Source organism: Neorhizobium populisoli (genome assembly GCF_019430945.1).
Lineage (GTDB): Bacteria > Pseudomonadota > Alphaproteobacteria > Rhizobiales > Rhizobiaceae > Neorhizobium > Neorhizobium populisoli.
This window is the reverse complement of record NZ_JAHYCB010000002.1, coordinates 563,781-588,866: the sequence shown is the minus strand read 5'-3', so window position 1 is coordinate 588,866 and position 25,086 is coordinate 563,781. Positions and strand designations below refer to the sequence as shown.

The following is a 25,086-nucleotide window of genomic DNA, read 5'->3' as shown; positions in this document are numbered from 1 at the left end:
GCCACGGTTCCCGGCGCCGGACTGCCCGCCTGAAATTCAGCACTTTCGCTGACGCCGTGAGGACTAAACCCCTCACGGCGCATTTTTTTCTTTTATCCCTCCGATGAAGACTTATATGGAGCCCAGCAAACGCCGGAGCTCCCATGGCCAGCCTCGAACAGATCATCGACGATTTCGCCTTCCTCGACGAATGGGAGGACCGCTATCGTTATGTCATCGAACTCGGCAAGGCGCTGCCCGATCTGCCCGACACGGAGAAGACGGCCGAGAACAAGGTGCAGGGCTGCGCCAGCCAGGTCTGGCTGGTGAGCCACAATGATGGCGGTGCCGATCCCGTCATGACCTTCGACGGCGATTCCGACGCCCATATCGTCCGCGGCCTCGTCGCCATCGTGCTCGCCACCTATTCCGGCAAACGCGCCTCCGAAATCGCCGCGACGGACGCCATCGAGATTTTCGACCGCATCGGGCTGGTGGAGCACCTGTCTTCGCAACGCGCCAACGGGTTGAGATCGATGGTGAAGCGGATCCGGGAAGAGGCGAAGGTTAGGGCTGCGGCTTAGGTTTCTTTTTGAGGCAAGTCAGTGGAACGGCCTCCCCCTTCTCCCCAACGGGGAGAAGTGCCGAGCGGATGCGAGGCGATGAGGGGGCCACGCGGAAAAGGCTCTCCTCATGGAAATCGCAGGGCTTGGCCCCCTCATCCGGCCCTTCGGGCCACCTTCTCCCCAATGGGGAGAAGGGAAACCTCAAATCTCCGGCCGATACCCCTCCGCGCCCCAATGATGGCTGCGCTTCCCCCTCGCCGGCGGCGGCGCATAATGCCTGGCGAGCGCCATGAGCGCGGTGCGCAGCATGAGTTTTGCCGAGCGCGCCGGCCATTGGCGTTCGCGCTCTACCGTTTCGAGACCCTTGGAAAAGCAGCAGATATCTGCCGCCACGCCGGAGAGTTCGGGCCCCATCGCCTCCATGGCGTCAGCGAAACGGTCGCGGGCGGCCATGGCGCTGTCGGCAAGGTCAGCCTGACCGCCGGCGCTGCCCTTCGACCGCTTCGAAAGCCTTGGCTCCCAGGATGCGGTGATGCGCGGCTGCAGCTGGCCGCGGGTGAAATCCGACAGCAGGCGTTCGCCGGCCTCCAGCGCTTCGGCCGGCAGGAAGGCGTGGCCGTCGCGGTCCTTGAGCCGGGCGATGGCGCCGAGCGGCGATTCGGCGAGGTTGCGGCGTACCGGCTGGCGGGTGCCTTCGATCATTTCGGCAGTTGCCACCACCTCGCCATGCTGTTCGACGAAAGCCTCCTCGCCTTCGACCAATGCCCGGCGCAGGAAGGTCGCCGCCTCGCTGCTGGCTGCAATCGATCGTCCGTGCCGGCGCGCCAGCCCGCGCGAGCAGGCCTCGGTGATTGCCGCTTCGGGATAAAGCCGCTCTTCGGCGCCCGTCAGCCGCAGCTGACCGTCTTCCGCCGTTCCAACAGCGCAGTCGCCGCGGGAAAGCTGGCGGATGAGGCGAAGCAGATGCTTGCGGAGCGGTGGCGTCTCACTTTTGGAACATGGGTTCTTGGAAGATGCGGTCTTGGGCACGGTCTCGGTCATGGAAGGCTTAGTCATGGACGGACATCTCCGAGACGCCGAAGGCGGCGGTGACGAGGCGTTCGACGGCGGCGACAAAATCGTCGAAGGCGCTATCGTCGCGGCGGTCTTCCACCACATGGCAGGCATGGCTGACGGTGCTGCGATCGCGCCCCATCGCCGCGCCGATATCGCTCAGCGAGATGCGCAGCGCCACATGGCAGACATACATGGCGATCTGCCGGACCTGGCAGGCATAACGCCGCCGGTCGCGCCGCAACATCACCCGATCGCCCAGGAGCAGGATGAGTTCGGACACCATCTGCCGCACGATGCGGCAGACGGACCTGATCGGCAGGCTGGCGGGAATATGCGGCGATGGCTCTGGCAATGCCAGCCATGCCAAACCGGGCGCGGCCGGCTCCAATGATTTTTCCAAAGGCATGACAACTCCTCAATGAAATAGGAATTAATTCATACACCCTAGAGGACGAACGGGGACGCGGAAAGCGGCAGATGCGGAATATTTTGCTGAATTGATTGGAGGTTTTCCGAGAAGACAAAAAACCTATGGGATTTTTTTCCTCATTCCTTCCCCGCCACCCTGGCAGACCGATGCAGGAGAAGCGACGACAGAAAGCGAGGAAGGCCTCATGTTTTTATGGATCGATGCGATGAAGGCTGGTGCAAAAACGGAAAAACCGGGCATTCCGGCCCGGTTCTTGTCCGCATTCTGGTCGGTAGCCCCGCTCTCATGCAATGCCTTCGATCTTGGCCGATCGGAGACTGTCCGCAAGCGGATCGAGCGCAGGCGATCCTCGTGGAGCGGCCGGGCACCGCGTGTGGCGATGCCCTGGCCGATCGAGTTGGCGATCAGGCCTTGCCGCGCTTGCGGCGCTGGCCGAGGCCCATTTCCTTGGCAAGCCGCGAACGGGCTTCCGCATAGGCCGGAGCGACCATCGGATAGTCGGCCGGCAGGCCCCACTTTTCGCGATATTCTTCCGGAGTCATGTTGTAGTGGGTCATCAGGTGGCGCTTCAGCGACTTGAACTTCTGGCCATCCTCAAGGCAGATCAGGTAATCGTCTTCGATCGACTTCTTGATCGGAACCGGCGGCTTCGGCTTTTCAACAGCCGTTACGACCGGAGCCGGCGAGGAGGTGTTGCTCAGCGCCGAATGCACGTCAGAGATCAAATTCGAAAGATCGCCGACGGGTACCACATGATTACTCACATAGGCTGCCACGATATCTGCGGTCAGTTCTACCAGCAGATCCTGGCCTTTGCCCAATGCGATTTCATTCATTTCCTGTCTCCTGTTTAAGTGACGGACAGGCCCGCGACCTCCGCGACACCTGCCTGCTGCAGAGCAACCGGAAAAAACCGCCTTATCCGCGCCGTCCGTGGACAGAAGCCTACCCCTAAGCTTCGCGCAGAAAAGACAAAATCTACCAGCCATTGTCTCCGGTTGAATTTCCTCTTGCCACAACCACGGACAGTTCTTTCGTATGAAGAACAGGCTATGTGGTCGAATTGACGAGAGAACGCTTAATCCGGGAACAACATCTCACTCTACTTGCAATGAAGTAGCACTGCTTTGCCGATTGTCCAAGTGCGAAATTTACCAGTTACCAGCCTTTGATACAGCAATCTGCGGGCTTAAATCAGCTTTACTGATGGATAAGCGTCGATTTTCGCCATTGTGACAAGGTTATAACTCGCATATCACAGGTTATATTCGCGGCCCTTAATCATTCATGTCGTCACGTATGGACTGCTCGCAGAGCCTATAGCCGACCTTGTGAGCTGCCATGGCAAGCAGGTGCGCAGATACCGGCGCGGTGAGGACGAAGAAGAAGAAACCCGCCAAAGCCCGCGCCAACACCGGCAATTCCGCCGAATGGACGCCCACGGCGAGAAGCAGAAGCCCGGAGCCGACCGTGCCCGCCTTGGAGGCTGCATGCATACGGGTATAGAGGTCCGGAAGCCGGACGAGACCGATTGCCGCAACCAGAGCGAAAGCCGCGCCTGACAGAACCAGAAGAGCCGTGAGGAGATCAAGAAGCCCCGCGATCATTTGCCGCCCTTTCGTCTCACCGCGGGGCCGGTGCCGCCCTTGCGCTTCGTATCTGTTTTCTTCTTGCGGGTGGCGGCGGGCGCCAGCAGCGCCTCGGCCAGTTCAGCGGGTTTCGGCCGGGCAGGCCTGCCGCGCGACAGGATGAAGCGGGCAAACGCCACCGTCGCTAGGAAACCGACAAGGCCGAGCGAAATGGCGATGTCGATATAAAGCGTAAATCCGGTTCTGATCGCAATCAGCGCGATGAAGCCGATGACGATGCCGGTCAGCATGTCGAGCGCCACGACCCGGTCCGCCAGCGTCGGGCCTTTGACAACCCGCCAGACGGTAAGCAGGAAGGCCATCGCCAGCACGACCAGCGCCGCCCAGACGGACCAGGAGAGGATGAGCCCCGTCATCGGAACGCCTCCATGATCTTGCGCTCGAAACCGTCAGCGATATCGCGTTTGGTGGCTTCGATATCGGCACAGTCGATGGCGTGGACGTAGAGCGTTTTACGATCAGGCGACACATCGACCGACAGCGTGCCGGGGGTCAGCGTGATCAGGTTGGCGAGCAGCGTGATCTCGAAATCCGAAGTGACGGTGAGCGGATAGGCGAAGATGCCGGGCTTCAGGTCCATGTCGCGCCGGACGACCAGAGTGGCGACTTTCCAGGCCGACAATGCCAGTTCCTTGAAGAACAGCAAAAGCAGCGAGAAGATGCGGCCGAGCCGGCCGAAATAACCGCGGCAGCTCATCTCGTCGCGGACGATCCACAACGCCAGCGTCGCCAGCGCAAACCCGAGAATCAGATTGTGCAGCGTCGCGCTGCCGGTGATGGCGGCCCAGACGAAGGCGAAGGTGAGCGACAGGACAAAGGTGATCATTGTCCTTCTCCTTGCGGGAAGACCGAGCGGATATAGGCCGTCGGATCGGCAAGTCCGGTGGCAGCGTCCTGGGACAGGCCGAGCAGTGTTTCGGGGAAGAGCCCGAAGAAGATCGTCAGCGCCGTCAGTGCCGCCAGCGGCAGGGCGATACGCCAGTCGGCAGCAGCAGTCATCGGCTCGATCTCACGCGGTGACGGCCGCCAATAGGCAAACAGCACGACGCGAGCGAGCGCCAGCGTGATCAGGAACGCCGAGACCAGGATTGCGGCCGCCAGCCACCAGGCGCCGATATCGAGCGAGGCCTTGAGCAGCACCACTTTCGGCCACAGACCGGAGATCGGCGGCAGGCCGGCAGCGGCGAGGAAAAGAACGAAGGAAACGCCGGCAAACGACGGCGCGCGGCGGAACAGCCCGCCGAGATGGACGAGCGACCAGCCGCCGCCCAGCCGGCCGATCTCGCCGGCCACCAGATAAAGCGCCGTCATGGTCACCATGGAATGCAGCGCGTAGAGGATCGCGCCGCTGACGGCGCCCGGCGTGCCGATGGCGACACCGGACAGCATGTTGCCGATGCCGGCAATGACCAGATAACCGATGAGCTTGCGGATATCCGACTGCGCCAGCGCACCGAGCGCGCCGACCATCATGGTCAGGATGGCGATCACCACGATGACGATGCTGAGCGCTTCCCGCTCGACCGGGAAAAGCATCACCGTCACCCGCATCAGCGCATAGATGCCGACCTTGGTGAGCAGCCCGCCGAACAGCGCCGACACAACGATGCGCGGCGTGTGATAGGAGGCGGGCAGCCAGAAATTCACCGGGAAGGCGGCGGCCTTCATGGCGAAGGCGAGGATGAACAGCCCCGTCAGCGTGGTGAGCGGGCCGGTATCGCGCAGGGCCACGGCCTTGCGGGCAATGTCGGCCATGTTGAGCGTGCCGAAGATCGCATAGAGGTAACCGACGGCGATCAGGAACAGCGTCGTGGCGATCAGGTTGAGGACCGCATATTTCAGCGCGCCGTCGATCTGTTCCGGCTGCGATCCGAGGATCAGCAGGCCGAAGGACGAGATCAGCAGCACCTCGAACCAGACATAGAGGTTGAAGATGTCGCCGGTCAGGAAGGCGCCGGAAACGCCTGCCATCAGCAGCATCAGGAATGGATAGAACCCGTAGCGCCGGCCTGAGGCGTCGATATCGCGCAAGGCAAAGATGGCGGCGGCCAGTGCGACGACCGCGGCGGCAAGCGCCATGGCCGCGCCGAAGAGATCGGCGGTGAACGCAATCCCGAACGGCGGCAGCCAGCGGCCCATGACCATGGTGACAGGGCCATGCGTCGCGACGCGCCAGAGAAGGCCGGCGTCGATGAGGACGAGGGCTGCAAGCCCGGCGATGGCGATCGCGCCGTGCAGGCGGACCGACTTGCGGACCATCATCAGAACGGCGCCGAGGCCGATCATCAGGGCGACCGGGAGGATGACGAGCCAGTCGGCAAGCGGCGGCGGGGTGAGGGTGAAGGCGGCGGAGAGGTTGGTGGGGGTGGCCATTAGGGGGTTCCCCATTTGCGGTTTGCGCGGGAGATACCCCCCTCTGTCCTGCCGGACATCTCCCCCTCAAGGGGGGAGATTGGATGGAGCCGATCGCCTGCCCCGATTAACCGCTGCGAAAATGGTTGCCGGTCATGCCGCTTCGCAAAAGCAGATTTGGATCGATCGATATGAAGCCGCGACCGCGCAGCCTGCCAATCTCCCCCCTTGTGGGGGAGATGCCCGGCAGGGCAGAGGGGGGTGCCGCAGGCGGACACGCTCCAATGAATGTCAAACACACCAATCCTCATCAATACCCCATCGGCGGACGATCTTCGCCGCGTGGTTCGGCGACCCGCATCTCGTCGGTATCGTCCGTCCCGAGCTCCTGATAGGCGCGATAGGTCAGCACCAGAAGGAAGGCGAAGAAGGAGAACGAGATGACAATCGCGGTAAGGATCAGCGCCTGCGGCAGCGGATTGGCGGTGCCGGACGGCAATGCATCGACCCCCGCCGGGATGATCGGCGGCACTTCACGGGTCAGTCTGCCCGCGGTGAACAGCAGGAGATTGACCGCATTGCCGAGCAGCGCCACGCCGAGCAGGATGCGCACCGAATATTTCGACAGCATGAGATAGACGGCGGCGGCGAAGAACATGCCGATCAGGATGGCAAACAGGGTTTCCATCAGTCTTCCCTCTCCAAATCCGGCCCCGGCTCCTGTTCGAGCGCCAGCGCGATCGAGGTGATCGCTCCGACCACGACCAGATATACACCGAGATCGAAGGACATGACGGTGGCGAGCGGCACTTCGACGCCGAACACATGCGGATAGACCCACAGCCCGGTCATGAAGGGCACGCCGGCGAGGATGGAGATGAAGCCGGAAAGCGTCGCCAGGAAAAGACCGGCCCCGGCAATCGCCATCGGATGGAAACGTATCGCCCGGCGCACGGCGCCGACACCGAAGGCGATGCCGTAGAGCGCCAGGGCGGAGGCTGCGATCAGGCCGCCGATGAACCCGCCGCCGGGCTCGTTATGGCCGCGCAGCAGGACGAAGATAGAGAAGAGCAGCATCAGCGCGGTGACGAAGGGGGCGACGGTGCGGAGGATGAGGGTGTTCATGCGTCCCATCCTCCGTGTTCAGCCCTAATGACCCCCCGCTGGTTTGCTAGGGATCTCCTCGTTGATGGAAGTTCGGAGGCGCCGCAGGCTCCCGTCTTCCCCCTTGCGGGGAAGATGTCAGCGGAGCTGACAGATGGGGGTGGTGCCACGAACCCGACGGTAGAATGTGCTGAACAGCCCCCACTCTGCCCTGCCGGGCATCTCTCCCCGCAAGGGGGAGAGAAGGGAGCTGGCCGCACCACTTCAGATTCCATGCGCAATCGCCTTACCTGCAAGGCAAAGATGCCTTGCGGCGCAGGAATAGTTAGGTAACGCCCATCGACGTAACGAAGTGAACGAGGAATGTCGCCCATCACCGCCCCTCCCCCACATCACTCCGCCGTCCTGCCCTCACCCGGATCAGCGCCAGCACCGCCAGTCCCGTCACCATCACCACCGCAATTTCACCCAGCGTATCCACGCCGCGGAAATCGACGATGATGACGTTCACGACATTGGCGCCATGGGCGATCACCTTGGAATAGGCGTTGAAGAAATCCGTCAGTGCCGTATCGAACGGCGCCTCCACCGATTTCAGCAAGAGCAGCGTGAAGCCGAGGCCGCAGGCGGTGGCGATCACCGCATCGAACAACATCTGGCCCACCGGCCGGTGGTCGCGCGGCGAGAGCCTCAGCCTCGTCATCACCAGCGCCAGGATGACGACCGAGAGGGTTTCGACCATGAACTGGGTGAACGACAGGTCCGGCGCGCCGAACAGCAGGAAAAGCACAGCCACGGCAAAACCCTGGATGCCGAGCGAGACGATCGCCGTCAGCCGGTCCCTTGCCCGCAAGACGGCGACGATGCCGATCAGAGCGATCAGGAAGAAGGCGCCCTCCTGGACCAGGACTTTGTTCGGGAAGGACGGCACGGCCGGCAGTTCGCCGAAGACGAAAGGCGGCAGGAGCAGCGTCACCGCTAGAAGGATGAAGGTGGCGGTGATATAGATTTCCAGCCGGCCGGGCTGCAGGAAACGGGTGATCCCGACCGAGACGCGCACGAGGCCCGAGACGAAATGGTCGAAACCGCGATCCGGGCCGGGGCCGAGGCTTTCCAGCACCTTGACCATCATCGCCCGCACCGCATCGAGCCGCCAGAAGATCAGCGCGCCTGATATAACGGTGGCAATCGAGAGCCAAAGCGGCAGGCCGAGATGCGGCAGGGTCGAGATATCGACCACCACCTTCTCGTCCAGAACGGCGCTCGCCATCGGCGAGGAGATGTAGAGATGCGCCGTGCCGGAGAAGAGCGCGGCGATGAGGCCAAGCGCCGCCAGCACGACCGGGCCGAGCCATAACGAGACCGGGCCTTCATGCGCATGTTTCGGCGTTTCAACCGGTGCGCCGAGGAAGGGTTTCAGGGCCACGGCGAAGGAGATCGCGAACATCAGCGCATTGCCGATCACCGCCAGGCCGGTGAAGAAGACGGCGCGCGGATTGCCGGCCGCGAGTGCGGCATAGATTTCCTCCTTGGCGAGGAAACCGAAGAACAGCGGCAGGCCGCCCATGGAAAGCGCTGCCAGCAGTGCTGCCGCGAAAGTGACCGGCATCGCCTTGCACAACCCGCCGAGCTTCGTCACGTCGCGGGTGCCGGCCTCGTGGTCAACCGTGCCGGCGACCATGAACAGCGCGCCTTTGAACAGCGAATGCGCCACCAGATAAAGCACCGCCGCCTCGATCGCATGGGGCGAATCGAAACCGGTCAACATCACCAGCAGGCCGAGTGAGGCCATGGTGGTATAGGCGAGCATCAGCTTCAGATCGGTCTGGCGGACGGCCAGGAAAGTGCCCGCCACCAGCGTAATGCCGCCGAAAAAGGGCAGCAGGATTTCCCAGGCGGGCGTTTCCCCCATCACCGGGTTGAGCCGCATCAGCAGATAGACGCCGGCCTTCACCATGGTGGCGGAATGCAGGTAGGCGGAAACCGGCGTCGGTGCTTCCATGGCGTTCGGCAGCCAGAAATGGAAGGGAAACTGCGCCGACTTGGTGAAGGCGCCAGCAAGCACCAGCAGAAGTGCGGTGAGATAGAACGGGCTTTCCCTGAGCCCGCTTTCCAGATGGATGAGCAGCGAGAACTGGGTGATGCCGGTAATATTCCAGATGAAGATCAGGCCGGCCAGCAGGGAGAGCCCGCCAATGCCGGTCACCACCAATGCCTGAAGGGCGGCGCGGCGGGCGGCCTCCCGTTCGTGATCGAAGCCGATCAGCAGGAAGGAGGCGATCGAGGTCAGTTCCCAATAGATGAACAGCATCAGGAAACTGTCGGAGACGACGAGCCCCAGCATGGCGCCCATGAAGAGGAGGATGAAGGCCAGAAACCGCCCCTGCCCTTCATGCCCCTTCATGTAACCGCCGGAATAGATGACGATCAGCGTGCCGATGCCGGTGATCAGAAGCGCGAAGGTGAGCGACAGGCCATCGAGGAACCAGGAAAAGGACAGGTTGAAGCTCGGCGCCCAGACATAACCGCCCGTCGCCACTTCGCCGGCGGCGATCTCATTCAGGAAGGTCGAGAAATGCAGGAAGGCGAACCCGGGGGCCAGTGCCAGCAGCCAGGCGGCCTTGTCGCCGAATTTGCGGGTCAGGATCGGCGCCAGCACGGCACCGAGAAACGGCAGGAGAAGTGCGATGAACGTCAATGCCGGCGCATTGGCAGCCATGTCTTCTCCCTAGTCAAGCATTAGAAACCACCCGCTTTGCGGAACGAAATGGCTTTCTAGGGGAAACGGCAGACCGTCTCAAGCAAAACCGGATCACGACGCGGTAAATCCGGTGGCAGGACACCGGCGCCATCTTTTCCTTGCCGCAGGAAATACCTATTTATGGGAAAACAAGAGGATCATCGAATGTCCGAAGTCAAGAATTCCCCCAAGATCCAGAAGTCCGACACGGAATGGCGTGAAGAGCTTTCGCCGGAACAGTATCGCATCCTGCGGCAGGCCGGCACCGAGCGTGCCTTTACCGGCCCGTACTGGAACAGCAAGGAAAAGGGTCTCTACCGCTGCGCCGGCTGCGGTGAGGAACTGTTCGTCTCCGACACCAAGTTCGATTCCGGCTGCGGCTGGCCGAGCTATTTCGAGCCGGTGAAGCCGGGCGTGGTCGACGAGTTCCGCGACGTGACACATGGCATGGTGCGCACCGAAGTGCGCTGCGCCAATTGCGGCGGCCATCTCGGCCACGTCTTCCCCGACGGCCCGCCGCCGACGGGGTTGAGGTACTGCATCAACGGTCATTCGATGACGTTCGAGCCGTTGAAGTAAACTATTCAGTTGATTTGCCCCTCAATCTAACTTTCCCCCTGCACAAGGCAGGACGATCGCATATTGCCACTCGGCGTTGCCGCAGGCTCCTTTCTTCCCCCTTGCGGGGAAGATGTCAGCAGAGCTGACAGATGGGGGTGGCGCCACAAACCCGACCGTGGAATTCGCTGGACCACCCCCCTCTGTCGCCGCTGGCGACATCTCCCCGCAAGGGGGGGAGAATGGAGGATGCCGCGCATTCCAAATGCGATTGCCCCACCACAAGCTGGGAGAGGATGAGGGGCAAATCCACCTGATTCCCCTCACTTCGCAACATACTTCCCCAAAAACGCCTGCACCGCATTGACCGACCTCTCGGCCGCATCCGCATCATATTGCAGCAAGTGGCCGAAATAGCGTTTGCCGCCCTTGTCGGAGAGCACGTCGAAATCGTGATACGCTCCCGGATAGATTTCCAGATCGACCGGCGCGCCCTTGCCCGTCATGTGCACCACCCTTTGCCGGCAATGGTCGGCCGGGCTCCAGTCGTCCAGTTCGCCGTTCATGATCAGGGTCGGCACGGTCGCGTCACCTTCGGTTGGTCGGCAGAGCGGATAATAGCCGATCGCCGCCTTGAACTTGCGGGGTCCATCAGTTGCTCGTCGCCATCCGCCTTGGTCGCTTCCAGCGTGGCGATGCCGCCGGCCGAAAAGCCCATCAGGGCGACGCGCTGCGGATCGACGAAACCCTGTCCGGCGAGAAAATCCAGCGCGCCATAGGCATCATAGACCCGGTCGGCCAGATAGCTGGCGCAGGTATCCTTGATATTGCGCGTCTTGAAACTGTCGACGACCAAAGCGACGTAACCCCAGGAATTCAGCCGCTCCGCCCAGCCGGTCTGCAGGCGCGCGCTCAGGCCGCCACAGCCATGCATCACCACCACCGCCGGAAACGGACCATCACCCGGCGGGCGGCTGAGATAGCCGACGAGCGGCATGCCCTGAGGCTGGGGCACAACCTCTCCCCTTTCTCTGGCCAGACGCTCGCGAAACGGGCTCGGCTTGACCGGCGCGCTTTCGAACTGAACCGTTTCATCGGCGAGAGCGGCTTCAGCACTCAGGCCGGCGCCAAGGGCGATCAGGACGGCCAGCGCTTTCCGAGACAGCATCACCCACCTCAACCGAAATAGCCGCGAAACCCACCCAGGAGCCAGATCAGCAGCGCAATTGTCGCGACAAGCCAGACGAGAAGGACAAGGATCCGGATTTCCGCACGCTGCGCATCGCGCTTGGAAACGACGGTGTTCAGGCCGCGGTTCGCCTCGTTCAAGGCGCTTTTGATACCGCCGCTGCGGAATTCGCGGTTCGGGCCAAGGAGATTGGCAAGGCCGCAGCCTAGCATGAGGACCAAAACGAACAGGTAAGATGCCATGGCGACACCGTGAGCCAGAGATGGTCCAGTAAATGACCCAGGATGTAGCGCGCGGTCAATCACCTCACCACAAAGTGTTTCGTGATCCGGCTGGCTGCCCGGCCTGGTCGGCGGCCGCCGAAAATCGCTGCGACGGTGCTATTGCCGGGCCTCCACGCCCTTCCATATTCCGCCGGGAACAATCATTGCGAACGGAGCACATGTTTCACCGATGAACAATACTCCTGCCACTGCCGGCAGACCTGAATGGGTGCTGGCCGATTTTCTCAGCACCTACCGATATTGGGCCCTGTTTTTCTCCTCGCTTCTCGTCGCATCCGCCAGCCAGGGCCTTTCCACCATTCTGCCGCTGATGGCGCAGAAGGCCTCGGCCAGCTACCAGATGATCGGCGTCTTCTATTTCGCCATCAACCTCGGCTGGATCCTCGGCGCCTTCGTGGCCTTCGTCGCCGCAAGCCGGCATGGCTGGCTGGCCCTGGTCGTGCCCCTCGTCATCCATGCAGTCACCGCGCTGGCCTTCATGCTGACACCGGACGTCTGGGGGTCGACGGTCTTTCTCACCGTATTCGGGATGGTTCATGGCATGTCGCGCGCCGTCTTTCCGCTGGCGATCGCGATCTTTCTGGTCGGCGGCCGGCCGAACAAGATCGATTTCGGCTGCGCGCTGACGCTGATATCGGCATCGATCCTGGTCGCGTTCTTCGCCCCGGCCTTCCTGTCGATGCTCTATCAGTTCGACGACAACGGCACAGCGGTGATTACGGCTTTCCTCACCTGCATCTTCCTTGCCCTGATCTTGCTTCTCCCCGCCCGGCCGCTGGCCTTCGAGGAGGTTCCGCGCGTCCGGCACAAGCCGATCACGCCGCGCCGGCGATCGCCGTTTCTCGTGGCGATCATGCTATCTTTGCTGCCGGTACTGGTGATCGTCCTGAGTTGCGGCCTCTACCTTGCCCAGGAAAACTGGCTCGGCGGCAGGGCTTTCGAGAGCAGTCCGGCAATCTTCCTGATATCCATGCTCATCCTCGCCATCGCGCTCACCGCCTTCGTCTATCTCGCCTATTGGACCTATCGCATCCATGGGGAACTGGCGGGCGCGGCTGCGTCCCAGCGGCTGCTGACGCCGCTTGCCGGCATGTTCATCTCGATCCTCATCCCGCTCGGGCTGCCGATCCTGATCATGACGCTTGGCGACCTGCTCAACGACAGGGCGCGTTCGCAAGGGGAAGGACGGCTGGTTTCGATCACCTGGCTGGCGATCTGGAGCCTGATCCTACCGCCGATCGCGCTGGCGATGATCCAGAACGCCGCCAACAATAGCTATGAGATGGGGGCCGGGGCCGCTTAGCGCCCCGCCACCAACCCGATCGCCAGCCCGCCCATCATCAGCCCGATCAGCGTTTCTAGGATGCGCCACGAGGCAGGTTTGGCAAACAGCGGCCGCAGCCAGCGGGCGCCGTAACCGAGCCCGAAAAAGAAAAGGAACGAGCCGGTGGCGGCACCTGCGGCAAACGGCACCTGCCCGCCGGGAAACTGGGTCGAGATCGTGCCGAGCAGCACGACCGTATCGAGATAGACATGCGGATTGAGCCAGGTGAGCGCCAGGCAGGTCAGAAGCGTGCGGCGAAAGCTTTCCCCCGCTCCTTCGCCGACGACCAGCGCTCCGGACGACCGGAAGGCGGAGATCAGGCTGCGCAGGCCGTACCAGATGAGAAAGGCCGCGCCGCCATAACGCATCACCGGGTCGAGCCAGGGCAGCACCTCCGCCACCTGCCGGAAGCTGCTGACGCCGAGCGTGATCAGGATCGCATCCGATACGGCGCAGGTGAGGCAGACGGCGAAGACATGCTCCCGCCGCAGGCCCTGCCGCAGCACAAAGGCGTTCTGCGCACCGATTGCGACGATCAGGCTGAGCCCGATGCTGAGGCCCGCCGCATAAACCGAAAAATCCATGATGTGACTCGAAAAAGGAGAGGACTTGATGGCCTCTCGCTAATGCCGTAAGTCGATTTAGGCGAATTAATTTTTCTCCCCTCAATTAAGCCAGATTAAATCATGCTGGACTATGCCGCCCTGAAAGCCGTTGCCGCCGTGGTCGAGACCGGCAGTTTCGAAAAGGCCGCCGCGCGGCTCAACGTCACGCCGTCCGCCGTTTCCCAGCGGGTCAAGCAGCTTGAAGAGCGCATGGGCACCGTGCTGATTGCCCGCGGCCAGCCCTGCACAGCGACCGAAAAGGGCGAATGGCTGTGCCGGCATATGGAACATGTCGGCATGCTGGAGGCAGAGCTTTTCACCCACCTTCCCGCGCTGGCCGAGACCGGCACAGCCAACGAGCCGGTGACGCTGCATATCGCCGTCAATGCCGACAGTCTCGGCACCTGGTTTCTGGGGGCGATCGCCGGTTTTGCCCGCTCTTCCAACTATATGCTGCATGTCGCGGTCGACGATCAGGACCATACCGCCGAATGGCTGCGACAGGGGCGCGTGACGGCGGCGGTGACGGCGCTCGCAAAGCCGGTGCAGGGCTGCAAGGTCTTTCCGCTCGGAGCGCTGCGTTACCACGCCACCGCCAGCCCGGACTTCGTCGCGCGCCATTTTCCCGATGGCGTGACGGTGGAGGCGCTGGCCCGCGCGCCGGTGCTGACCTTCAACCAGAAGGATGAGCTACAGGCACAATGGATGCGTCACGTCTTCGGCAAGAGCCCGCAGAACCCGACGCACTGGCTGCCTTCGACGCAAGCCTTCGTGGACGGCAGCCTGGCCGGCATGGGCTGGGGCATGAACCCGTCGAGCCTCGTCGAGGAACATTTCAAATCCGGCCGGCTGGTGGAACTGGTGCCGGGCGCATCGCTGGATATTCCGCTCTTCTGGCAGATCAACCGGCTGACGGCGGACCGGCTGGCGGGGCTGACGCGGGAAATCGTCACCGTGGCGAAAAGAGAGCTGGTCGCACCGACTCAATAATCGTCGCTGACTTCGATCCAGTAACCGTCCGGGTCCTGCAGGTAAACCGAACGGATGCCATCGGCGCGCATATGCACCTTGCCGGGTTCGCGGGCGAGATTGCCGTAGACCGTGCCCGTCGAGCCGATATGGGCGATGGCCTCGTCGAGATCGGTCACGGCGATGCAGAGATGCGTCGACATGGTGACGAAGGTCGCGCCGAAATCACCCTCGATCAGGTGGATCGACTGGCTGTCGCCGATGCCGAACCAGCGGATGGTCGGTTTGCCGACCTTGCATTCGATCTCCGGCAGGCGAAGCACCTTCTCATAGAAATCGGCGCTGCGTCGAAGATCGGCGACGAGGATGGACAGGTGGTTGATGCGAAATGCGGCCATGGTTTCCTCCCGAGGCAGCAAGCCCCCTCCTCCTCAGGTCGGGTCCTTGCGATGAACGGCAATGCCCTGCGGCAATTGCACCCAGGAATGCCGGCGGCAGTCATAAACCGAGTCTTCCGGTGGCGGGAAGCTCGGATCGGCAAAACAGCCGACCGCGACCGCCACGAACCGGTCCTCGTAACCCTCTTCGGTATTGTAGAGATTGGTGCCGCAGACCGGGCAGAAGCGGAACCGGAAACGGGCGCCCTGATCGCCGGTGCGGACATATTCGGCCGCCTTGCCCGTCACCTTGTATTTCGGCTCGAAGCCGGCAAGTGCTGCAAACACGCTGCCGGTGCGCTTCTGGCAGGCGAGGCAGTGGCAGACGCCGACGCCCCGCATTTCGCCGGTCAGTTCGATGGACAATTGCCCACAGGAGCAGGTCGCTATTCTCGATGCCATGGTGCCTCTGGAATGATTTCGCACAGACCGAAGGGCGGCGCGGAAAAGGATGTGGTGCGAGTCACCCCGCGCCACGCATTCCTATCAGGCGATGCTATCTCTGTCAGGAGGCTACGCCCCTGTTAGGAGGCTACGCCCCTGTTAGGCAATGATATCGAAGTTCGCCGCCGTCAGGACGAGGCCCTTGTCGAGCGTTGCGAACTGGATAGCAGCGCCTGCGCCAAAACCGTCGGCATCGTACCACAGCTTGCCGGTCGCTTTGTCATAGATGACGCGGTCGGATCCATCATGTGCCTTGGTGCCGGTGTAGAACGCATCGGCTGTCAGATCACCGACCTTGCCGGCCTTGGTGAAGATATCGTCATCCAGCCAGATCGTGTCGTCCTTGACGATGAAATCGTCGATCGTGTCGATATTGGTCGATCCGAGCTTGCTGTCGAAAACGAACGTGTCCTTGCCGGCGCCGCCGATCAGGAAATCGTTGCCGAGGCCGCTATAGAACCTATCGTCGCCGGCGCCGCCGGAGAGCGTATTGGCTGACGAGTTGCCGATCAGGATGTCGTTGAAGCTCGATCCGGTCAGGTTCTCGATCGACGAATAGGTATCGCCCTTGGCATCGTTGGTATTGGACGCTGCGTTGGTGAGGTTGGCAACCAAACCCTTCGCGGCACCGGCATAGGAGGCCGTGTCTGTGCCGTCTCCGCCGATCAGCTTGTCGGCACCTGTGCCACCGATCAGGTTATCGTTGCCCGCACCGCCATCCAGCGTGTCGTCGCCGACACCGCCGGAAAGCGTGTTTGCAGCACTATTGCCGGTCAACGTGTCGTTATAGCTCGAGCCAGTCAGGTTCTCGATGTAGGAATAGATATCGCCCTTCGCGTCGTTGGTGTTCAGCGCCGCATTCGTCAGGTTGGCGACCACACCCTTCGTTGCACCGGCATAAGAAGCCGTATCCGATCCCGCGCCGCCGAGCAGCTTGTCTGCACCTGCGCCGCCGATCAGAACGTCATTGCCGGCACCGCCGGCCAGGAAATCGTTGCCGGCGCCGCCGTCGATCGTCTGGGAGGCCGCCGAGCCGAACACGGTATCCGCGCCCGATGTGCCGACAACATTTCCGGCCGACGTCTTCAGGTCCATGACCGCGATGCCGTATTTGCCGTCGTAGATCGACATCTGCACCAGTTCGGGCGTGCCGTCCTTGTTGATGTCCATGAACTCGATCGGGTTCGAATAGGACGAGGTCAGAGCGTTTATGCCCATCTGGTAGAAGTGATTGGCGCCGTCGTTCAGATAGGTGACCAGACCCGTATAACCGCCGGACAGTTCTCCGACGATATCGAGCGCGCCATCCTTGTTGAGGTCGACGAACTGGACATATTTGATCCAGGCATCGGTATTCGGCTGGCTGTCGAGATAGATCTTGCTGCCGTCCGAGAACCCGCCCTTACCGTCCGAAAGCAGGACCTGAAGGCGTGCGCCCTTGTAGAAAGGCGAATTGTCCGTCTCTACCGCCAGGATATCCAGCTTGCCGTCGCGGTTGAAATCGAAGGCCTTCGAATCCACCGTAATGTTCTGGCCCGCCCCGAACAGCCCTTCCGGCATGGCCTTGGTGCTTTTTACGAAATTCCCCTTGCCGTTGTTGAGCAGCAGGACATGGCCGCTCTGGTCGCTGCCGAGGAAAAGATCCTTGTCGCCGTCGCCATCCGCATCGAGCAACAGCGAGGTCGTATAGGTGGCCGACCGGCCGGCAATCTCCGTCGGCAGCCGCGATGTCGAGACCGAAAAGCCCGCCGATCCGTTGTTGATCAGGAAATACGGCCCGATCTGGCCGCCGCCGATATTGCCGACATAAAGATCGAGGTCGCCGTCGCCGTCGATATCGGCGGCATCAGCGGAGTGGGAAAAGTCCGGCGTGGACGGCAGGCGCGAGGTGGCGTTGGTAAAGCCGCCGCCCGCCTTGCCGAGCAGCAGGACGTTGGCATGGCCCGGAAACGGATTAACGTCGTAGCCGTGATCGGCAATGAAGATGTCGGTCCGGCCATCGCCGTTGAAATCGCCCGTCACCATTTCGCGCGGATGGACCGTGCCCGGCACGCCGCCGCTGAACAGGCTGGACGGGCCAACCGTGAAGCCGCCCTTCTTGTCGTTCAGCATCACGAAGACCGGCACCGCCTTGTTCTGCAGGGGATAATAGAGGCCGGCGCCGACCAGATCGAGATAACCGTCGCCATTGACGTCGATAACCGTCAGTTCCTGGGCGGTGCCGATGGCACCCTTGAGTTCGACATAACGGATTGTGGTGGGGGTCAGCACAGGTTTTCCTTGGGAAGGGTGTTTTCGCCGGGTCTAGAGCAGTTTCGCTTTTCTTCGAATCGCGGAAATGCTCCAGGTCTTTGTTTGAACGCATTTCCGGACGCAAAACCGCTTCGCACTTTTGCTGGAAATGCTCTAGCCATTCGCAGGCAAGGCGTCATCCCTCAAACGGGTGACGCGCCTTCGATCTTCGGCCGGTGATGCAGAAACGCCTTAAGCCGGCAGCTCGACGGTGAAGGCAAAGCTCGCCTTTTCTCCCGGCTGCAGCGTGACGCTGTAGGGGCGCTTGGCCAGATCATCGGAACCGCCGAGTTCTGCGGCCGTGCCTTGCCAGGGCTCGATGCAGATGAAGGGCGCGCCGGGCTTTTGCCACAGCGCCAGGTTCGGCAGGTTTTCGAAGGAGAATTTCAGCTCCGGGCCGCCTTCGGCAGCATAGAGCAGTCCCGTGCCGGCGCCTTCCGGGAAGATCATTGCATCCGCCTCGAACATCCCATGGTCGAGGGTGAGGCTCCCTTTCTTGAAGGGCGAGGCAAGCTTTTCGGGCTTCACCAGCCCGTTTTCGAGACGCGTTAGCGCCGGTTCGGCGCCATTGTCCAGCGTCACCGTATGGGCGCGACCTTGCGCACCCGGCAGCGGCCAGAGGAAAGCCGGGTGATAACCGAGGCCGAAGGGCATCGGCCGGCTGTCGCGGTTTTCCACTTGCGCTGAAACAGTGAGCTTCAGGCCATCCAGCGCGTGGGTGACGGCGAGCAGGAATTCGAACGGATAGACCGCCCGCGTCGCATCAGACGCGGCAAGCTCGTAACGGCAGGAGACCGCATCCGATCCGGCAAGCGTGAATTCGCTGCGCCGGGCAAAACCGTGCTGGCCCATTTCATAGGACTTGCCCTCGACGCTGATCCGGTTTTCCGGCGCCTTGCCGACCATCGGAAACAGGATCGGCGACCGCCCGCCCCAGAATGCGGCATCCCCATGCCAGAGCCACGCCCTGCCATCGGCGGAATTCAACGCCTGCATTTCCGCACCGAGCGAGGAAACATCGACGGCGAGATGGGAATTGGCGATGCGGGTCTGGCTGGACATGTCGGCTCCTGTCGTCGATGATTCCGGTATATTTCCGGCGCGCATTCTGCCTGCCAGTGGTTTCCATTCGATGACGATCCGGCTCCGGGATCGGCCTACCGTGGCCACCCCCGTCAGTCGTCGGCGACCTCGCTGGCATATTGCAGGTCGGTCACCGGGCCGAACCATTCCGCTGTGCTGCCGTTCAAGGATTCCTGGATGGCGATATGGGTCATGGCCGTGGTGGCAGCGGCGCCGTGCCAGTGTTTTTCGCCCGGCGGAAACCAGATGACGTCGCCCGGCCGGATCGAGCGGATCGGCTCGCCCCAGACCTGCACGAGGCCCGAACCGGCGGTGACGATCAGCGTCTGGCCGAGTGGATGGGTGTGCCAGTCCGTGCGGGCGCCAGGTTCGAAGGTGACCGACATTACCCGCGCCCGGGCCGGCTCCGGCGCCGTCTCGTTCAATGGATCGAGCCGGACCTTGCCGGTGAAATATTGCGGTGGCGTGCGGGACGGCTGCGAGCCGCTGCGTTTGATGTCCATGATGGTGTTCCATGGTTGGCTGGTGAACTGGATATAGGTGCGCTGTACCATGGAACGAGACCTCCTGGTTGCTTTTTGCCGCAACTCGATTATCAATTGCGGCCCATAAGCGACGGCTTTTGAGGTCCAGTTTGCCTAAGTAATCCCCGGTCTCGACAGGTTCACCCTTCCATGCGGGAGATGCCAATCATGGCGCCTGCTTGGAAATGCTTGTTCATCGGGGTGGCGGCTTGAGACCGGTATGGCATTGACCGTGCCAGTGCGGCCCTTCCCGCCCTGAACCATCCGACGCTTCGCTTGATCCAATCCACGTCCGGACCTTCGCCACACCGCGTGCCCGCAACGGGCTTCTTGAGTGCCGTTTCCCCGCATGAACTTCCTGACCGGAAGATCAAAACGGCATGCATAACGTTCTTCATATCGAATGGACAATCATCTCCAGAACTCCGCCAAGGCCGATCCTCGCCTGCAGCCATTGCGGCGATACGAGGCCTTATCGATCCAGCGGCCGCATCCGCCTCAACGCCAACGGCAAGCGGCTCGACGCCTGGCTCATCTACAAATGCACTTCCTGCGACGGGACTTGGAACCGCACGATCTTCGAGCGGCAAAGCGTCCGCTCGCTCGATCCGGCGGTGATCGAGGCGATGCAGGCGAGCACGCCCTCCTTCGTCGCCAGGCTTGAATTCGACATTCAGGCATTGCGTGCCGCCGCGGGACGGATAGAGGACGATGCGCACGTCGAAGTGCATCGGCGGATCGTGTCGAGCGGCGTCGAATGGCAACGGATCGAGATCAGTCTCAGGCTCCCCGCACCCGCCGGTATCAGGCTCGACCGGCTGCTCGCCACCGAACTCGGGCTTTCCCGCAGCCGGTTGCAGTACCTGTTCGAGACGGGGGAAATCGCCGCAACACCCGAACGAAAGGACATGCTCAGGAAAGCTACCCGTGACGGCACGGTGATCTACCTCAACCTGCGCGACGAGACCGAGCGGATGAACGTCGGGCAGATGGCGCGGGGCGGCTGATCACCGGTACTCCGCGACATCGGACGACCTTCTCCCCGCCGGGAGAAGGCTGTTCAGCAGACCTTAGGCTGCACCGGCACCACCCTCCCCCAAAGCCTCCGCAGCGTTTCCACCTTGACCGAAACCAGCGCCACGCCGGACAGCACGATCACCGTGGCAAAAACCTCCCGCAGACTGACCGGTTCGCCGAGCAGGGCGAAACCGAGCAGGATGGTCCAGGGCGGCAGGAAATAGCCGTTCATCGAGCCGAGCGTCGGGCCGGCTTTTTTCAGGATGTTCATGTAGATGACGATCGGCATGGCGGTGCCGAAGATGCCGAGCACGAGCAGGAGCGGCAGGGCATCGAGCGCCGGGGCGAAGCCGGACGGGCCGGTCAGCAGCATGACGGCGGCGAAGGTCGGCAGGCCGGAAAACAGCTGCTGGCCGGCGGCGAGCCGGATCGGCTGAGCGCCCGGAATGCTGCGGACGTAAAGCGTGCCGAGCGCATAGCTGAACGCCACGATCACGACGGAAGCGATGCCCTGCGGATTGACGCTGCCCGCCCCGAAGGCGGCCGGGCCGATCAAAAGCAGCATGCCGCCGAAACCGATCAGCAGGCCGAGCGCGGTCTTCAGCGTCAGTCGCTCGCTGGCGAACAGTGCCTGGGCAAGGATTGCGACGATCAGCGGTGTCGAGGCCTGCAGCATGGAGGTGAGCCCGGCGGAAATCTGGGTCAGGGCATAGGCCGTCAGCGTATTCGGCACGACGCCCTGCAGGAAACCCAGCACGATCCAATCGCGCAGCTCGCGACCGCGCGGCAGGATGTTGTGGCCGGTCAGGCCCATGAACAGCAGGATCAGGGTGCCGGCCATCAGGCCGCGTATTGCGGTGAGCGCCAGCGGCGAGAGCGACGTGCCCGCCAGCTTGAGAAGGATGAAGGCCGCGCCCCAGAGGAAGGAGCAGACGAGCATCTGCACGAAGAGCGGAACTGCGAACGACTTTCCGGAAGCGAAAGAGAGCATGACACGGTCCTCACGGAGTTATCTTCATGTGAAGGTATTTGCGCCCGATTTATCTTCATGTCAAGATAGTTTTATCGAGACGAAGGAATCGGTCATGCAAGACGAGCGCGAGAAGACTGGATTGGACCATGTGGACCGGGCGCGCGCCCAATGGACGAAAGAACTGCCGGATCTCGACACGGCACCGATGGACGTGCTCGGCCGCATCTACCGGATTTCCCGTTTGGTAACGCCGTCGATCGAGGCGACGTTTGCCTCGCATGGGCTGGATCGCGGCGAGTTCGACGTGGTGGCGACGTTGCGCCGTTCCGGCGCGCCCTACAGGCTGACGCCGACCGAGCTTTACCGGGCGCTGATGATCGCCTCCGGCAGCCTCACCCACCGGCTCGGCCGGCTGGAAAAGGCGGGGCTGGTGAAACGCGTGCCATCCGACAATGACGGGCGAAGCCTTGCGGTGCAGCTGACCGACGACGGCATTCTTCGCGCCGAAGCTGCGTTTCGCGAAGACATGGCAAACGAAGCGGCGGCAATCGCCGCGTTCGATCCGGACAAGAAACGCCAGCTCACGCAATTGCTGCGGGAGCTGGCGGCAGTGGTCGAGGCGAGCCTCGCCAAGGCTGAGTGACCGGGCGGAGTGATCAGGCGGCGGCGGGTTTGCGCCGGCCCGGCAGGGTCATGGCGGCCACGCCGGCGACGACGCAGAGGAGGCCGATCCAGGCGGTCGGCTGCAGGGTTTCGCCCAAGAAAATCACCCCGATCGCCACGCCTACCGGCACGCGCAGATAGGCCTGCGAGGTGGCAGCGACGGAGCCCAGCGTCTGCACCAGCCGGAAATAGATCACGAAGGCCAGCGCGGTGGAAAAGGCCGAAAGTGCGGTGACGGCGGCGATCGATTCCAAGGAAGGCGACAGCGTCCAGGGCCGGTCGATGATCAGGCTTGCCGGGACCAGCATGGCGGCGCCGCAGATCAGCGAGCCAGCGGCCGGCATGATCGGGTCGAGACCCTTGAAACGCTTGCCGAAGATCGCCGCGCCCGCATAACACACTGTCGCCAGCACGATGGCGAGCTGCGCCGTGAGATTGCTCCCGGCACCGGAAAGCGCCGGCACGCCGATGACCAGGCAGATGCCGACGATCCCCGCCAATACACCGAACAGTTTGCGCCCGGTCACCGGCTCGTGGCGGGTGATCAGCGCGGTGAGGAAAAAAGCGAAGATCGGCGTGGTGGAATTGAGGATCGCGGCAAGCCCGGCATCCGTATATTGCTCTGCCCAGGCGATCAGCGTGAAGGGGATGGTGCTGTTGAAGATCGCCTGCATGAGGAACCGCCGCCAGGTCGCGCCGTCGCGCGGCAGGGAGAGCCCGCGCCAGCGGATCACCGCGAGCAGGATCATGCCGGCAATCAGGGTGCGCACTGCAATCAGCGTCACCGGCGGAATGGTTTCGACGCCAAGCTTGATGAAGGAATAGGACGCGCCCCACAGCGTCGAGAGGACGAGCAGCAGGGCAAGTTCGCGGGTGAGCTTCGGCGTTTCAGTCATGGCGCATTCCTCTGGTATCGAGCGTCTTACATCGGGATGCGCTTCTTGTAACCGCCCGCCGAATGGAATGCTTCGATGGAGATCGAACTATCCGGCAGATCGCGACTGCGGCTAACGCTGCTCGACCGCCTTGCCATCAAGCGCAAGCTTGGACAGAGTGCAGCTCGCCCCTCAAGGAGCCGCCTATGCCCTCCACCGAACTCCTGCTCGCATTCTTCGTCACGACCGCCGTCTTCGCCTATATTCCAGGTCCGGCCATGCTGTATGCCGCGGCACAGACGATGGCGCGCGGGCGCTGGTCGGGGCTGATGGCCTCGTTCGGCATCCATCTCGGTGGTTACGTGCATGTGTTTGCGGCAGCCGCCGGGCTTTCCGTGCTCTTCCATGCGGTGCCGATGCTCTATCTGATCGTCAAGCTGTTGGGGGCTGCCTATCTCGTCTGGCTCGGTATTTCGCTGTTTCGCGCCAGGGCGACGGGCGAGACGGAGCTTCCCGAGATCGGCCGCAAATCCGGCCGCCGCGCCTTTTTGGAAAGCATCACGGTGGAGGTGCTGAACCCGAAGACGGCGCTGTTCTTCCTGGCCTTCCTGCCGCAATTCGTCGATGCCTCGGCGGCCTTTCCCGTCTGGCTGCAATTCGCGATCCTGGGCACGATCTGCAACCTGATGTTCTCGTCGGCCGATATCGTCTGCGTGTTTCTGGCGGGTGCGGTGGTCGCGAGGCTGAAGCGTTCCGGCCGGGCGCAAAGGCTGGTGCAACGGGCGGGCGGGGCCTTGCTGATCGGACTGGGCGCGCATCTGGCACTGCAGCGGAGTTAGATTTCGTCGTCTTCGGGGAAGAGGATGGCGTCGTGGTCCTGGGCGCCATGAAGGACGCTTAGAACTTCGATCCGCTGATCCGTCACCTTGTAATAGATGAGATAGTTGCCATGCGGCACCCGTCTGATGCCGGCTTTCTCATAGCCCGGCACAAGCGAAAAACGATGGGGCATATCTGCCAGCTTTTTGCTTCTCTCTACAATCTCGCGCACGAAGGTTATCGCTCTTCGAGGATTGTCTTGATGAATGTAGGTTCCGATTCGATCGAGATCGTTGCGTGCCCTCGCAGTGAAGACAACAATCACTTGCCTCAATCCTTCGCCGGAGCAGCATATTTGGCCTCGAAATAGGCCAGCAACTCGTCTGCAGGAATAACTCTTCCCGCCTCGACATCAGCGAGACCTTCCTGGAGTGCATCATCAAGCTCGGCCTGATGACGCTCCTTGATCTTCAAAAGCCGCAACCCTTCTCGCAACACATCGCTGCTGGAGTTGAACCGACCGGATTTAACCAGTTCGTCGACATAATCTTCCAGAGGTTTTCCAAGGTTCGCGCTGATCGTCATGGCCGTCACTCCGTGCTTCTCCAAAGATAGCAAGCCCGTCAGCCCTTATCAACGATCAGCCGGAGACCTTCCGTTCCATGCAGGTCAGGTCCAGCCAGCGGCCGAACTTGGTGCCGACCTCTGAGAACTTGCCGGCAATGTGGAAGCCGAGCTTTTCGTGCAGGCGGATCGATGCGGCATTTTCGGATTCGATGGCGGCGATCATCACATGCACGCCGTTGGAGGCGGCGCAGGCGATCAGTTCCTGCATCAGCAGCTTACCGATGCCGCCGCCGCGGGCTTCGCGGTGGACATAGACCGAATGTTCGACCGTATGGCGGTAACCGTCGAAGGCGCGCCAGTCGCCGTAAGAGGCATACCCGACCACGCGGCCGTCCATCTCGGCTGCGAGAACCGGGAAGCCCCGTGCCTTGCGGGCCGCAAACCATTCCTTGCGGTTCTGCAGATCGACCAGGACCTCGTTCCAGATCGCCGTCGTATTGGCGACCGCGTCGTTATAGATCTCCATGATGATGGCGAGATCGGCTTCGGTTGCGTCGCGAACCAGAATTTCAGTCATTTGGATTATC

Annotated in this window: 29 protein-coding genes and 1 pseudogene; 7 read left to right on the top strand and 23 right to left on the bottom strand. The window is 62.2% G+C overall.

What is annotated here, in order from left to right; translation table 11 throughout:
- Positions 1-143 precede the first annotated feature (143 nt).
- Entirely contained in the window at positions 144-563 is a 420-nt protein-coding gene (locus tag KX729_RS07175) for a SufE family protein (protein ID WP_219741731.1), read from the top strand.
- A gap of 183 nt (positions 564-746) precedes the next feature.
- Here the strand turns inward: KX729_RS07175 and KX729_RS07170 are convergent, their stop codons facing one another.
- From KX729_RS07170 to KX729_RS07125, 10 genes are all read right to left on the bottom strand, one after another.
- Positions 747-1,601: a DUF6456 domain-containing protein gene (locus tag KX729_RS07170; protein WP_246617432.1), complete on the bottom strand. Its 855-nt coding sequence runs from the start codon at positions 1,599-1,601 to the stop codon at positions 747-749.
- Positions 1,594-2,007 carry a helix-turn-helix domain-containing protein gene (locus tag KX729_RS07165; RefSeq protein WP_025603141.1) on the bottom strand — a complete coding sequence of 138 codons (414 nt, stop codon included), beginning with the start codon at positions 2,005-2,007 and terminating at the stop codon, positions 1,594-1,596. The genes KX729_RS07170 and KX729_RS07165 overlap by 8 nt, the downstream gene beginning before the upstream one ends.
- A 428-nt stretch (positions 2,008-2,435) precedes the next feature.
- Positions 2,436-2,867, bottom strand: coding sequence for a Ros/MucR family transcriptional regulator (locus KX729_RS07160; RefSeq protein WP_025603140.1), 432 nt, complete (start codon positions 2,865-2,867; stop codon positions 2,436-2,438).
- A gap of 441 nt (positions 2,868-3,308) precedes the next feature.
- Positions 3,309-3,638, bottom strand: coding sequence for a monovalent cation/H(+) antiporter subunit G (mnhG, locus tag KX729_RS07155; RefSeq protein WP_219741730.1), 330 nt, complete (start codon positions 3,636-3,638; stop codon positions 3,309-3,311).
- Entirely contained in the window at positions 3,635-4,036 is a 402-nt protein-coding gene (locus KX729_RS07150) for a cation:proton antiporter (protein ID WP_219741729.1), read from the bottom strand. The genes mnhG and KX729_RS07150 overlap by 4 nt, the downstream gene beginning before the upstream one ends.
- Positions 4,033-4,506: a Na+/H+ antiporter subunit E gene (locus tag KX729_RS07145; RefSeq protein WP_219741728.1), complete on the bottom strand. Its 474-nt coding sequence runs from the start codon at positions 4,504-4,506 to the stop codon at positions 4,033-4,035. Before KX729_RS07145 ends, KX729_RS07150 begins: the two co-directional genes overlap by 4 nt.
- Entirely contained in the window at positions 4,503-6,053 is a 1,551-nt protein-coding gene (locus KX729_RS07140; protein ID WP_219741727.1) for a Na+/H+ antiporter subunit D, read from the bottom strand. Before KX729_RS07140 ends, KX729_RS07145 begins: the two co-directional genes overlap by 4 nt.
- A gap of 289 nt (positions 6,054-6,342) precedes the next feature.
- Positions 6,343-6,720, bottom strand: coding sequence for a Na+/H+ antiporter subunit C (locus KX729_RS07135; protein WP_219741726.1), 378 nt, complete (start codon positions 6,718-6,720; stop codon positions 6,343-6,345).
- Complete coding sequence (locus tag KX729_RS07130) at positions 6,720-7,157, bottom strand: Na+/H+ antiporter subunit B (RefSeq protein ID WP_219741725.1); 438 nt, start codon at positions 7,155-7,157, stop codon at positions 6,720-6,722. The genes KX729_RS07135 and KX729_RS07130 overlap by 1 nt, the downstream gene beginning before the upstream one ends.
- Before the next feature lie 352 nt (positions 7,158-7,509).
- The gene (locus KX729_RS07125; RefSeq protein ID WP_219741724.1) at positions 7,510-9,855 is read right to left on the bottom strand and encodes a putative monovalent cation/H+ antiporter subunit A; all 2,346 of its coding nucleotides are present in this window, start codon (positions 9,853-9,855) and stop codon (positions 7,510-7,512) included.
- Positions 9,856-10,041: 186 nt separating this feature from the next.
- Here KX729_RS07125 and msrB point away from each other — a divergent pair, with 186 nt between their 5' ends.
- On the top strand, positions 10,042-10,455 hold the full coding sequence (gene msrB, locus KX729_RS07120) for a peptide-methionine (R)-S-oxide reductase MsrB (protein ID WP_219741723.1): 414 nt from the start codon (positions 10,042-10,044) through the stop codon (positions 10,453-10,455).
- A gap of 302 nt (positions 10,456-10,757) precedes the next feature.
- Here msrB and KX729_RS07115 read toward each other — a convergent pair.
- Positions 10,758-11,602 (bottom strand): annotated as a pseudogene (locus KX729_RS07115) (dienelactone hydrolase family protein).
- 8 nt (positions 11,603-11,610) lie between these two features.
- On the bottom strand, positions 11,611-11,865 hold the full coding sequence (locus KX729_RS07110; protein ID WP_219741722.1) for a hypothetical protein: 255 nt from the start codon (positions 11,863-11,865) through the stop codon (positions 11,611-11,613).
- A 211-nt stretch (positions 11,866-12,076) separates the two neighbouring features.
- On the opposite strand from KX729_RS07110, the gene KX729_RS07105 reads away from it, so the two are divergent.
- Positions 12,077-13,210: a hypothetical protein gene (locus tag KX729_RS07105; protein ID WP_219741721.1), complete on the top strand. Its 1,134-nt coding sequence runs from the start codon at positions 12,077-12,079 to the stop codon at positions 13,208-13,210.
- Here KX729_RS07105 and KX729_RS07100 read toward each other — a convergent pair.
- Entirely contained in the window at positions 13,207-13,815 is a 609-nt protein-coding gene (locus tag KX729_RS07100; RefSeq protein ID WP_219741720.1) for a LysE/ArgO family amino acid transporter, read from the bottom strand. The two genes, KX729_RS07105 and KX729_RS07100, sit on opposite strands and share 4 nt — an antisense overlap.
- A gap of 102 nt (positions 13,816-13,917) precedes the next feature.
- On the opposite strand from KX729_RS07100, the gene KX729_RS07095 reads away from it, so the two are divergent.
- Positions 13,918-14,826: a LysR family transcriptional regulator ArgP gene (locus tag KX729_RS07095; protein WP_219741719.1), complete on the top strand. Its 909-nt coding sequence runs from the start codon at positions 13,918-13,920 to the stop codon at positions 14,824-14,826.
- Here the strand turns inward: KX729_RS07095 and KX729_RS07090 are convergent.
- From KX729_RS07090 to KX729_RS07070, 5 genes are all read right to left on the bottom strand, one after another.
- Complete coding sequence (locus tag KX729_RS07090; RefSeq protein WP_219741718.1) at positions 14,820-15,203, bottom strand: VOC family protein; 384 nt, start codon at positions 15,201-15,203, stop codon at positions 14,820-14,822. The two genes, KX729_RS07095 and KX729_RS07090, sit on opposite strands and share 7 nt — an antisense overlap.
- 33 nt (positions 15,204-15,236) lie before the next feature.
- On the bottom strand, positions 15,237-15,644 hold the full coding sequence (locus tag KX729_RS07085; RefSeq protein WP_219741717.1) for a GFA family protein: 408 nt from the start codon (positions 15,642-15,644) through the stop codon (positions 15,237-15,239).
- Positions 15,645-15,785: 141 nt separating this feature from the next.
- Entirely contained in the window at positions 15,786-17,957 is a 2,172-nt protein-coding gene (locus KX729_RS07080) for an FG-GAP-like repeat-containing protein (protein WP_219741716.1), read from the bottom strand.
- A 213-nt stretch (positions 17,958-18,170) separates the two neighbouring features.
- Complete coding sequence (locus KX729_RS07075) at positions 18,171-19,040, bottom strand: aldose 1-epimerase family protein (protein WP_219741715.1); 870 nt, start codon at positions 19,038-19,040, stop codon at positions 18,171-18,173.
- 113 nt (positions 19,041-19,153) lie between these two features.
- A complete protein-coding gene (locus tag KX729_RS07070) occupies positions 19,154-19,564 on the bottom strand; it encodes a (R)-mandelonitrile lyase (RefSeq protein WP_219741870.1) in 411 nt (136 codons plus the stop codon).
- Between the two features lie 401 nt (positions 19,565-19,965).
- Between KX729_RS07070 and KX729_RS07065 the strand changes: the two genes are divergently transcribed.
- On the top strand, positions 19,966-20,592 hold the full coding sequence (locus KX729_RS07065) for a DUF1062 domain-containing protein (protein WP_219741714.1): 627 nt from the start codon (positions 19,966-19,968) through the stop codon (positions 20,590-20,592).
- Positions 20,593-20,645: 53 nt separating this feature from the next.
- Here the strand turns inward: KX729_RS07065 and KX729_RS07060 are convergent, their stop codons facing one another.
- The gene (locus KX729_RS07060; RefSeq protein ID WP_219741713.1) at positions 20,646-21,593 is read right to left on the bottom strand and encodes a DMT family transporter; all 948 of its coding nucleotides are present in this window, start codon (positions 21,591-21,593) and stop codon (positions 20,646-20,648) included.
- Between the two features lie 94 nt (positions 21,594-21,687).
- On the opposite strand from KX729_RS07060, the gene KX729_RS07055 reads away from it, so the two are divergent.
- Entirely contained in the window at positions 21,688-22,218 is a 531-nt protein-coding gene (locus KX729_RS07055; RefSeq protein ID WP_219741712.1) for a MarR family winged helix-turn-helix transcriptional regulator, read from the top strand.
- A gap of 13 nt (positions 22,219-22,231) precedes the next feature.
- Here KX729_RS07055 and KX729_RS07050 read toward each other — a convergent pair whose 3' ends face one another.
- A complete protein-coding gene (locus KX729_RS07050) occupies positions 22,232-23,134 on the bottom strand; it encodes a DMT family transporter (RefSeq protein ID WP_219741711.1) in 903 nt (300 codons plus the stop codon).
- 185 nt (positions 23,135-23,319) lie between these two features.
- Between KX729_RS07050 and KX729_RS07045 the strand changes: the two genes are divergently transcribed.
- Positions 23,320-23,952, top strand: a complete 633-nt coding sequence (locus tag KX729_RS07045) for a LysE family translocator (protein ID WP_219741710.1) — start codon at positions 23,320-23,322, stop codon at positions 23,950-23,952.
- On the opposite strand, the gene KX729_RS07040 is transcribed toward KX729_RS07045, so the two are convergent.
- The 3 genes from KX729_RS07040 to KX729_RS07030 are packed head-to-tail and all read right to left on the bottom strand — an operon-like array spanning position 23,949 to position 25,076.
- The gene (locus tag KX729_RS07040; protein ID WP_219741709.1) at positions 23,949-24,257 is read right to left on the bottom strand and encodes a type II toxin-antitoxin system RelE/ParE family toxin; all 309 of its coding nucleotides are present in this window, start codon (positions 24,255-24,257) and stop codon (positions 23,949-23,951) included. The two genes, KX729_RS07045 and KX729_RS07040, sit on opposite strands and share 4 nt — an antisense overlap.
- 5 nt (positions 24,258-24,262) lie before the next feature.
- The gene (locus KX729_RS07035; RefSeq protein ID WP_219741869.1) at positions 24,263-24,517 is read right to left on the bottom strand and encodes a type II toxin-antitoxin system ParD family antitoxin; all 255 of its coding nucleotides are present in this window, start codon (positions 24,515-24,517) and stop codon (positions 24,263-24,265) included.
- A 55-nt stretch (positions 24,518-24,572) separates the two neighbouring features.
- Positions 24,573-25,076 carry a GNAT family N-acetyltransferase gene (locus tag KX729_RS07030; protein WP_219741708.1) on the bottom strand — a complete coding sequence of 168 codons (504 nt, stop codon included), beginning with the start codon at positions 25,074-25,076 and terminating at the stop codon, positions 24,573-24,575.
- Positions 25,077-25,086: the final 10 nt, after the last annotated feature.

Coding starts and splice junctions, on each gene's coding strand:
- KX729_RS07035 (WP_219741869.1), bottom strand. CDS start 24,517: ATGACGATCAGCGCGAACCTTGGAAAACCTCTGGAAGATTATGTCGAC.
- KX729_RS07030 (WP_219741708.1), bottom strand. CDS start 25,076: ATGACTGAAATTCTGGTTCGCGACGCAACCGAAGCCGATCTCGCCATC.
- KX729_RS07145 (WP_219741728.1), bottom strand. CDS start 4,506: ATGATCACCTTTGTCCTGTCGCTCACCTTCGCCTTCGTCTGGGCCGCC.
- KX729_RS07100 (WP_219741720.1), bottom strand. CDS start 13,815: ATGGATTTTTCGGTTTATGCGGCGGGCCTCAGCATCGGGCTCAGCCTG.
- KX729_RS07175 (WP_219741731.1), top strand. CDS start 144: ATGGCCAGCCTCGAACAGATCATCGACGATTTCGCCTTCCTCGACGAA.
- KX729_RS07160 (WP_025603140.1), bottom strand. CDS start 2,867: ATGAATGAAATCGCATTGGGCAAAGGCCAGGATCTGCTGGTAGAACTG.
- KX729_RS07135 (WP_219741726.1), bottom strand. CDS start 6,720: ATGGAAACCCTGTTTGCCATCCTGATCGGCATGTTCTTCGCCGCCGCC.
- KX729_RS07110 (WP_219741722.1), bottom strand. CDS start 11,865: ATGGCATCTTACCTGTTCGTTTTGGTCCTCATGCTAGGCTGCGGCCTT.
- msrB (WP_219741723.1), top strand. CDS start 10,042: ATGTCCGAAGTCAAGAATTCCCCCAAGATCCAGAAGTCCGACACGGAA.
- KX729_RS07105 (WP_219741721.1), top strand. CDS start 12,077: ATGAACAATACTCCTGCCACTGCCGGCAGACCTGAATGGGTGCTGGCC.
- KX729_RS07095 (WP_219741719.1), top strand. CDS start 13,918: ATGCTGGACTATGCCGCCCTGAAAGCCGTTGCCGCCGTGGTCGAGACC.
- KX729_RS07165 (WP_025603141.1), bottom strand. CDS start 2,007: ATGCCTTTGGAAAAATCATTGGAGCCGGCCGCGCCCGGTTTGGCATGG.
- KX729_RS07045 (WP_219741710.1), top strand. CDS start 23,320: ATGCCCTCCACCGAACTCCTGCTCGCATTCTTCGTCACGACCGCCGTC.
- KX729_RS07125 (WP_219741724.1), bottom strand. CDS start 9,855: ATGGCTGCCAATGCGCCGGCATTGACGTTCATCGCACTTCTCCTGCCG.
- KX729_RS07055 (WP_219741712.1), top strand. CDS start 21,688: ATGCAAGACGAGCGCGAGAAGACTGGATTGGACCATGTGGACCGGGCG.
- KX729_RS07170 (WP_246617432.1), bottom strand. CDS start 1,601: ATGACTAAGCCTTCCATGACCGAGACCGTGCCCAAGACCGCATCTTCC.
- KX729_RS07050 (WP_219741711.1), bottom strand. CDS start 23,134: ATGACTGAAACGCCGAAGCTCACCCGCGAACTTGCCCTGCTGCTCGTC.
- KX729_RS07090 (WP_219741718.1), bottom strand. CDS start 15,203: ATGGCCGCATTTCGCATCAACCACCTGTCCATCCTCGTCGCCGATCTT.
- KX729_RS07140 (WP_219741727.1), bottom strand. CDS start 6,053: ATGGCCACCCCCACCAACCTCTCCGCCGCCTTCACCCTCACCCCGCCG.
- KX729_RS07130 (WP_219741725.1), bottom strand. CDS start 7,157: ATGAACACCCTCATCCTCCGCACCGTCGCCCCCTTCGTCACCGCGCTG.
- KX729_RS07085 (WP_219741717.1), bottom strand. CDS start 15,644: ATGGCATCGAGAATAGCGACCTGCTCCTGTGGGCAATTGTCCATCGAA.
- KX729_RS07070 (WP_219741870.1), bottom strand. CDS start 19,564: ATGGACATCAAACGCAGCGGCTCGCAGCCGTCCCGCACGCCACCGCAA.
- mnhG (WP_219741730.1), bottom strand. CDS start 3,638: ATGATCGCGGGGCTTCTTGATCTCCTCACGGCTCTTCTGGTTCTGTCA.
- KX729_RS07150 (WP_219741729.1), bottom strand. CDS start 4,036: ATGACGGGGCTCATCCTCTCCTGGTCCGTCTGGGCGGCGCTGGTCGTG.
- KX729_RS07075 (WP_219741715.1), bottom strand. CDS start 19,040: ATGTCCAGCCAGACCCGCATCGCCAATTCCCATCTCGCCGTCGATGTT.
- KX729_RS07065 (WP_219741714.1), top strand. CDS start 19,966: ATGCATAACGTTCTTCATATCGAATGGACAATCATCTCCAGAACTCCG.
- KX729_RS07060 (WP_219741713.1), bottom strand. CDS start 21,593: ATGCTCTCTTTCGCTTCCGGAAAGTCGTTCGCAGTTCCGCTCTTCGTG.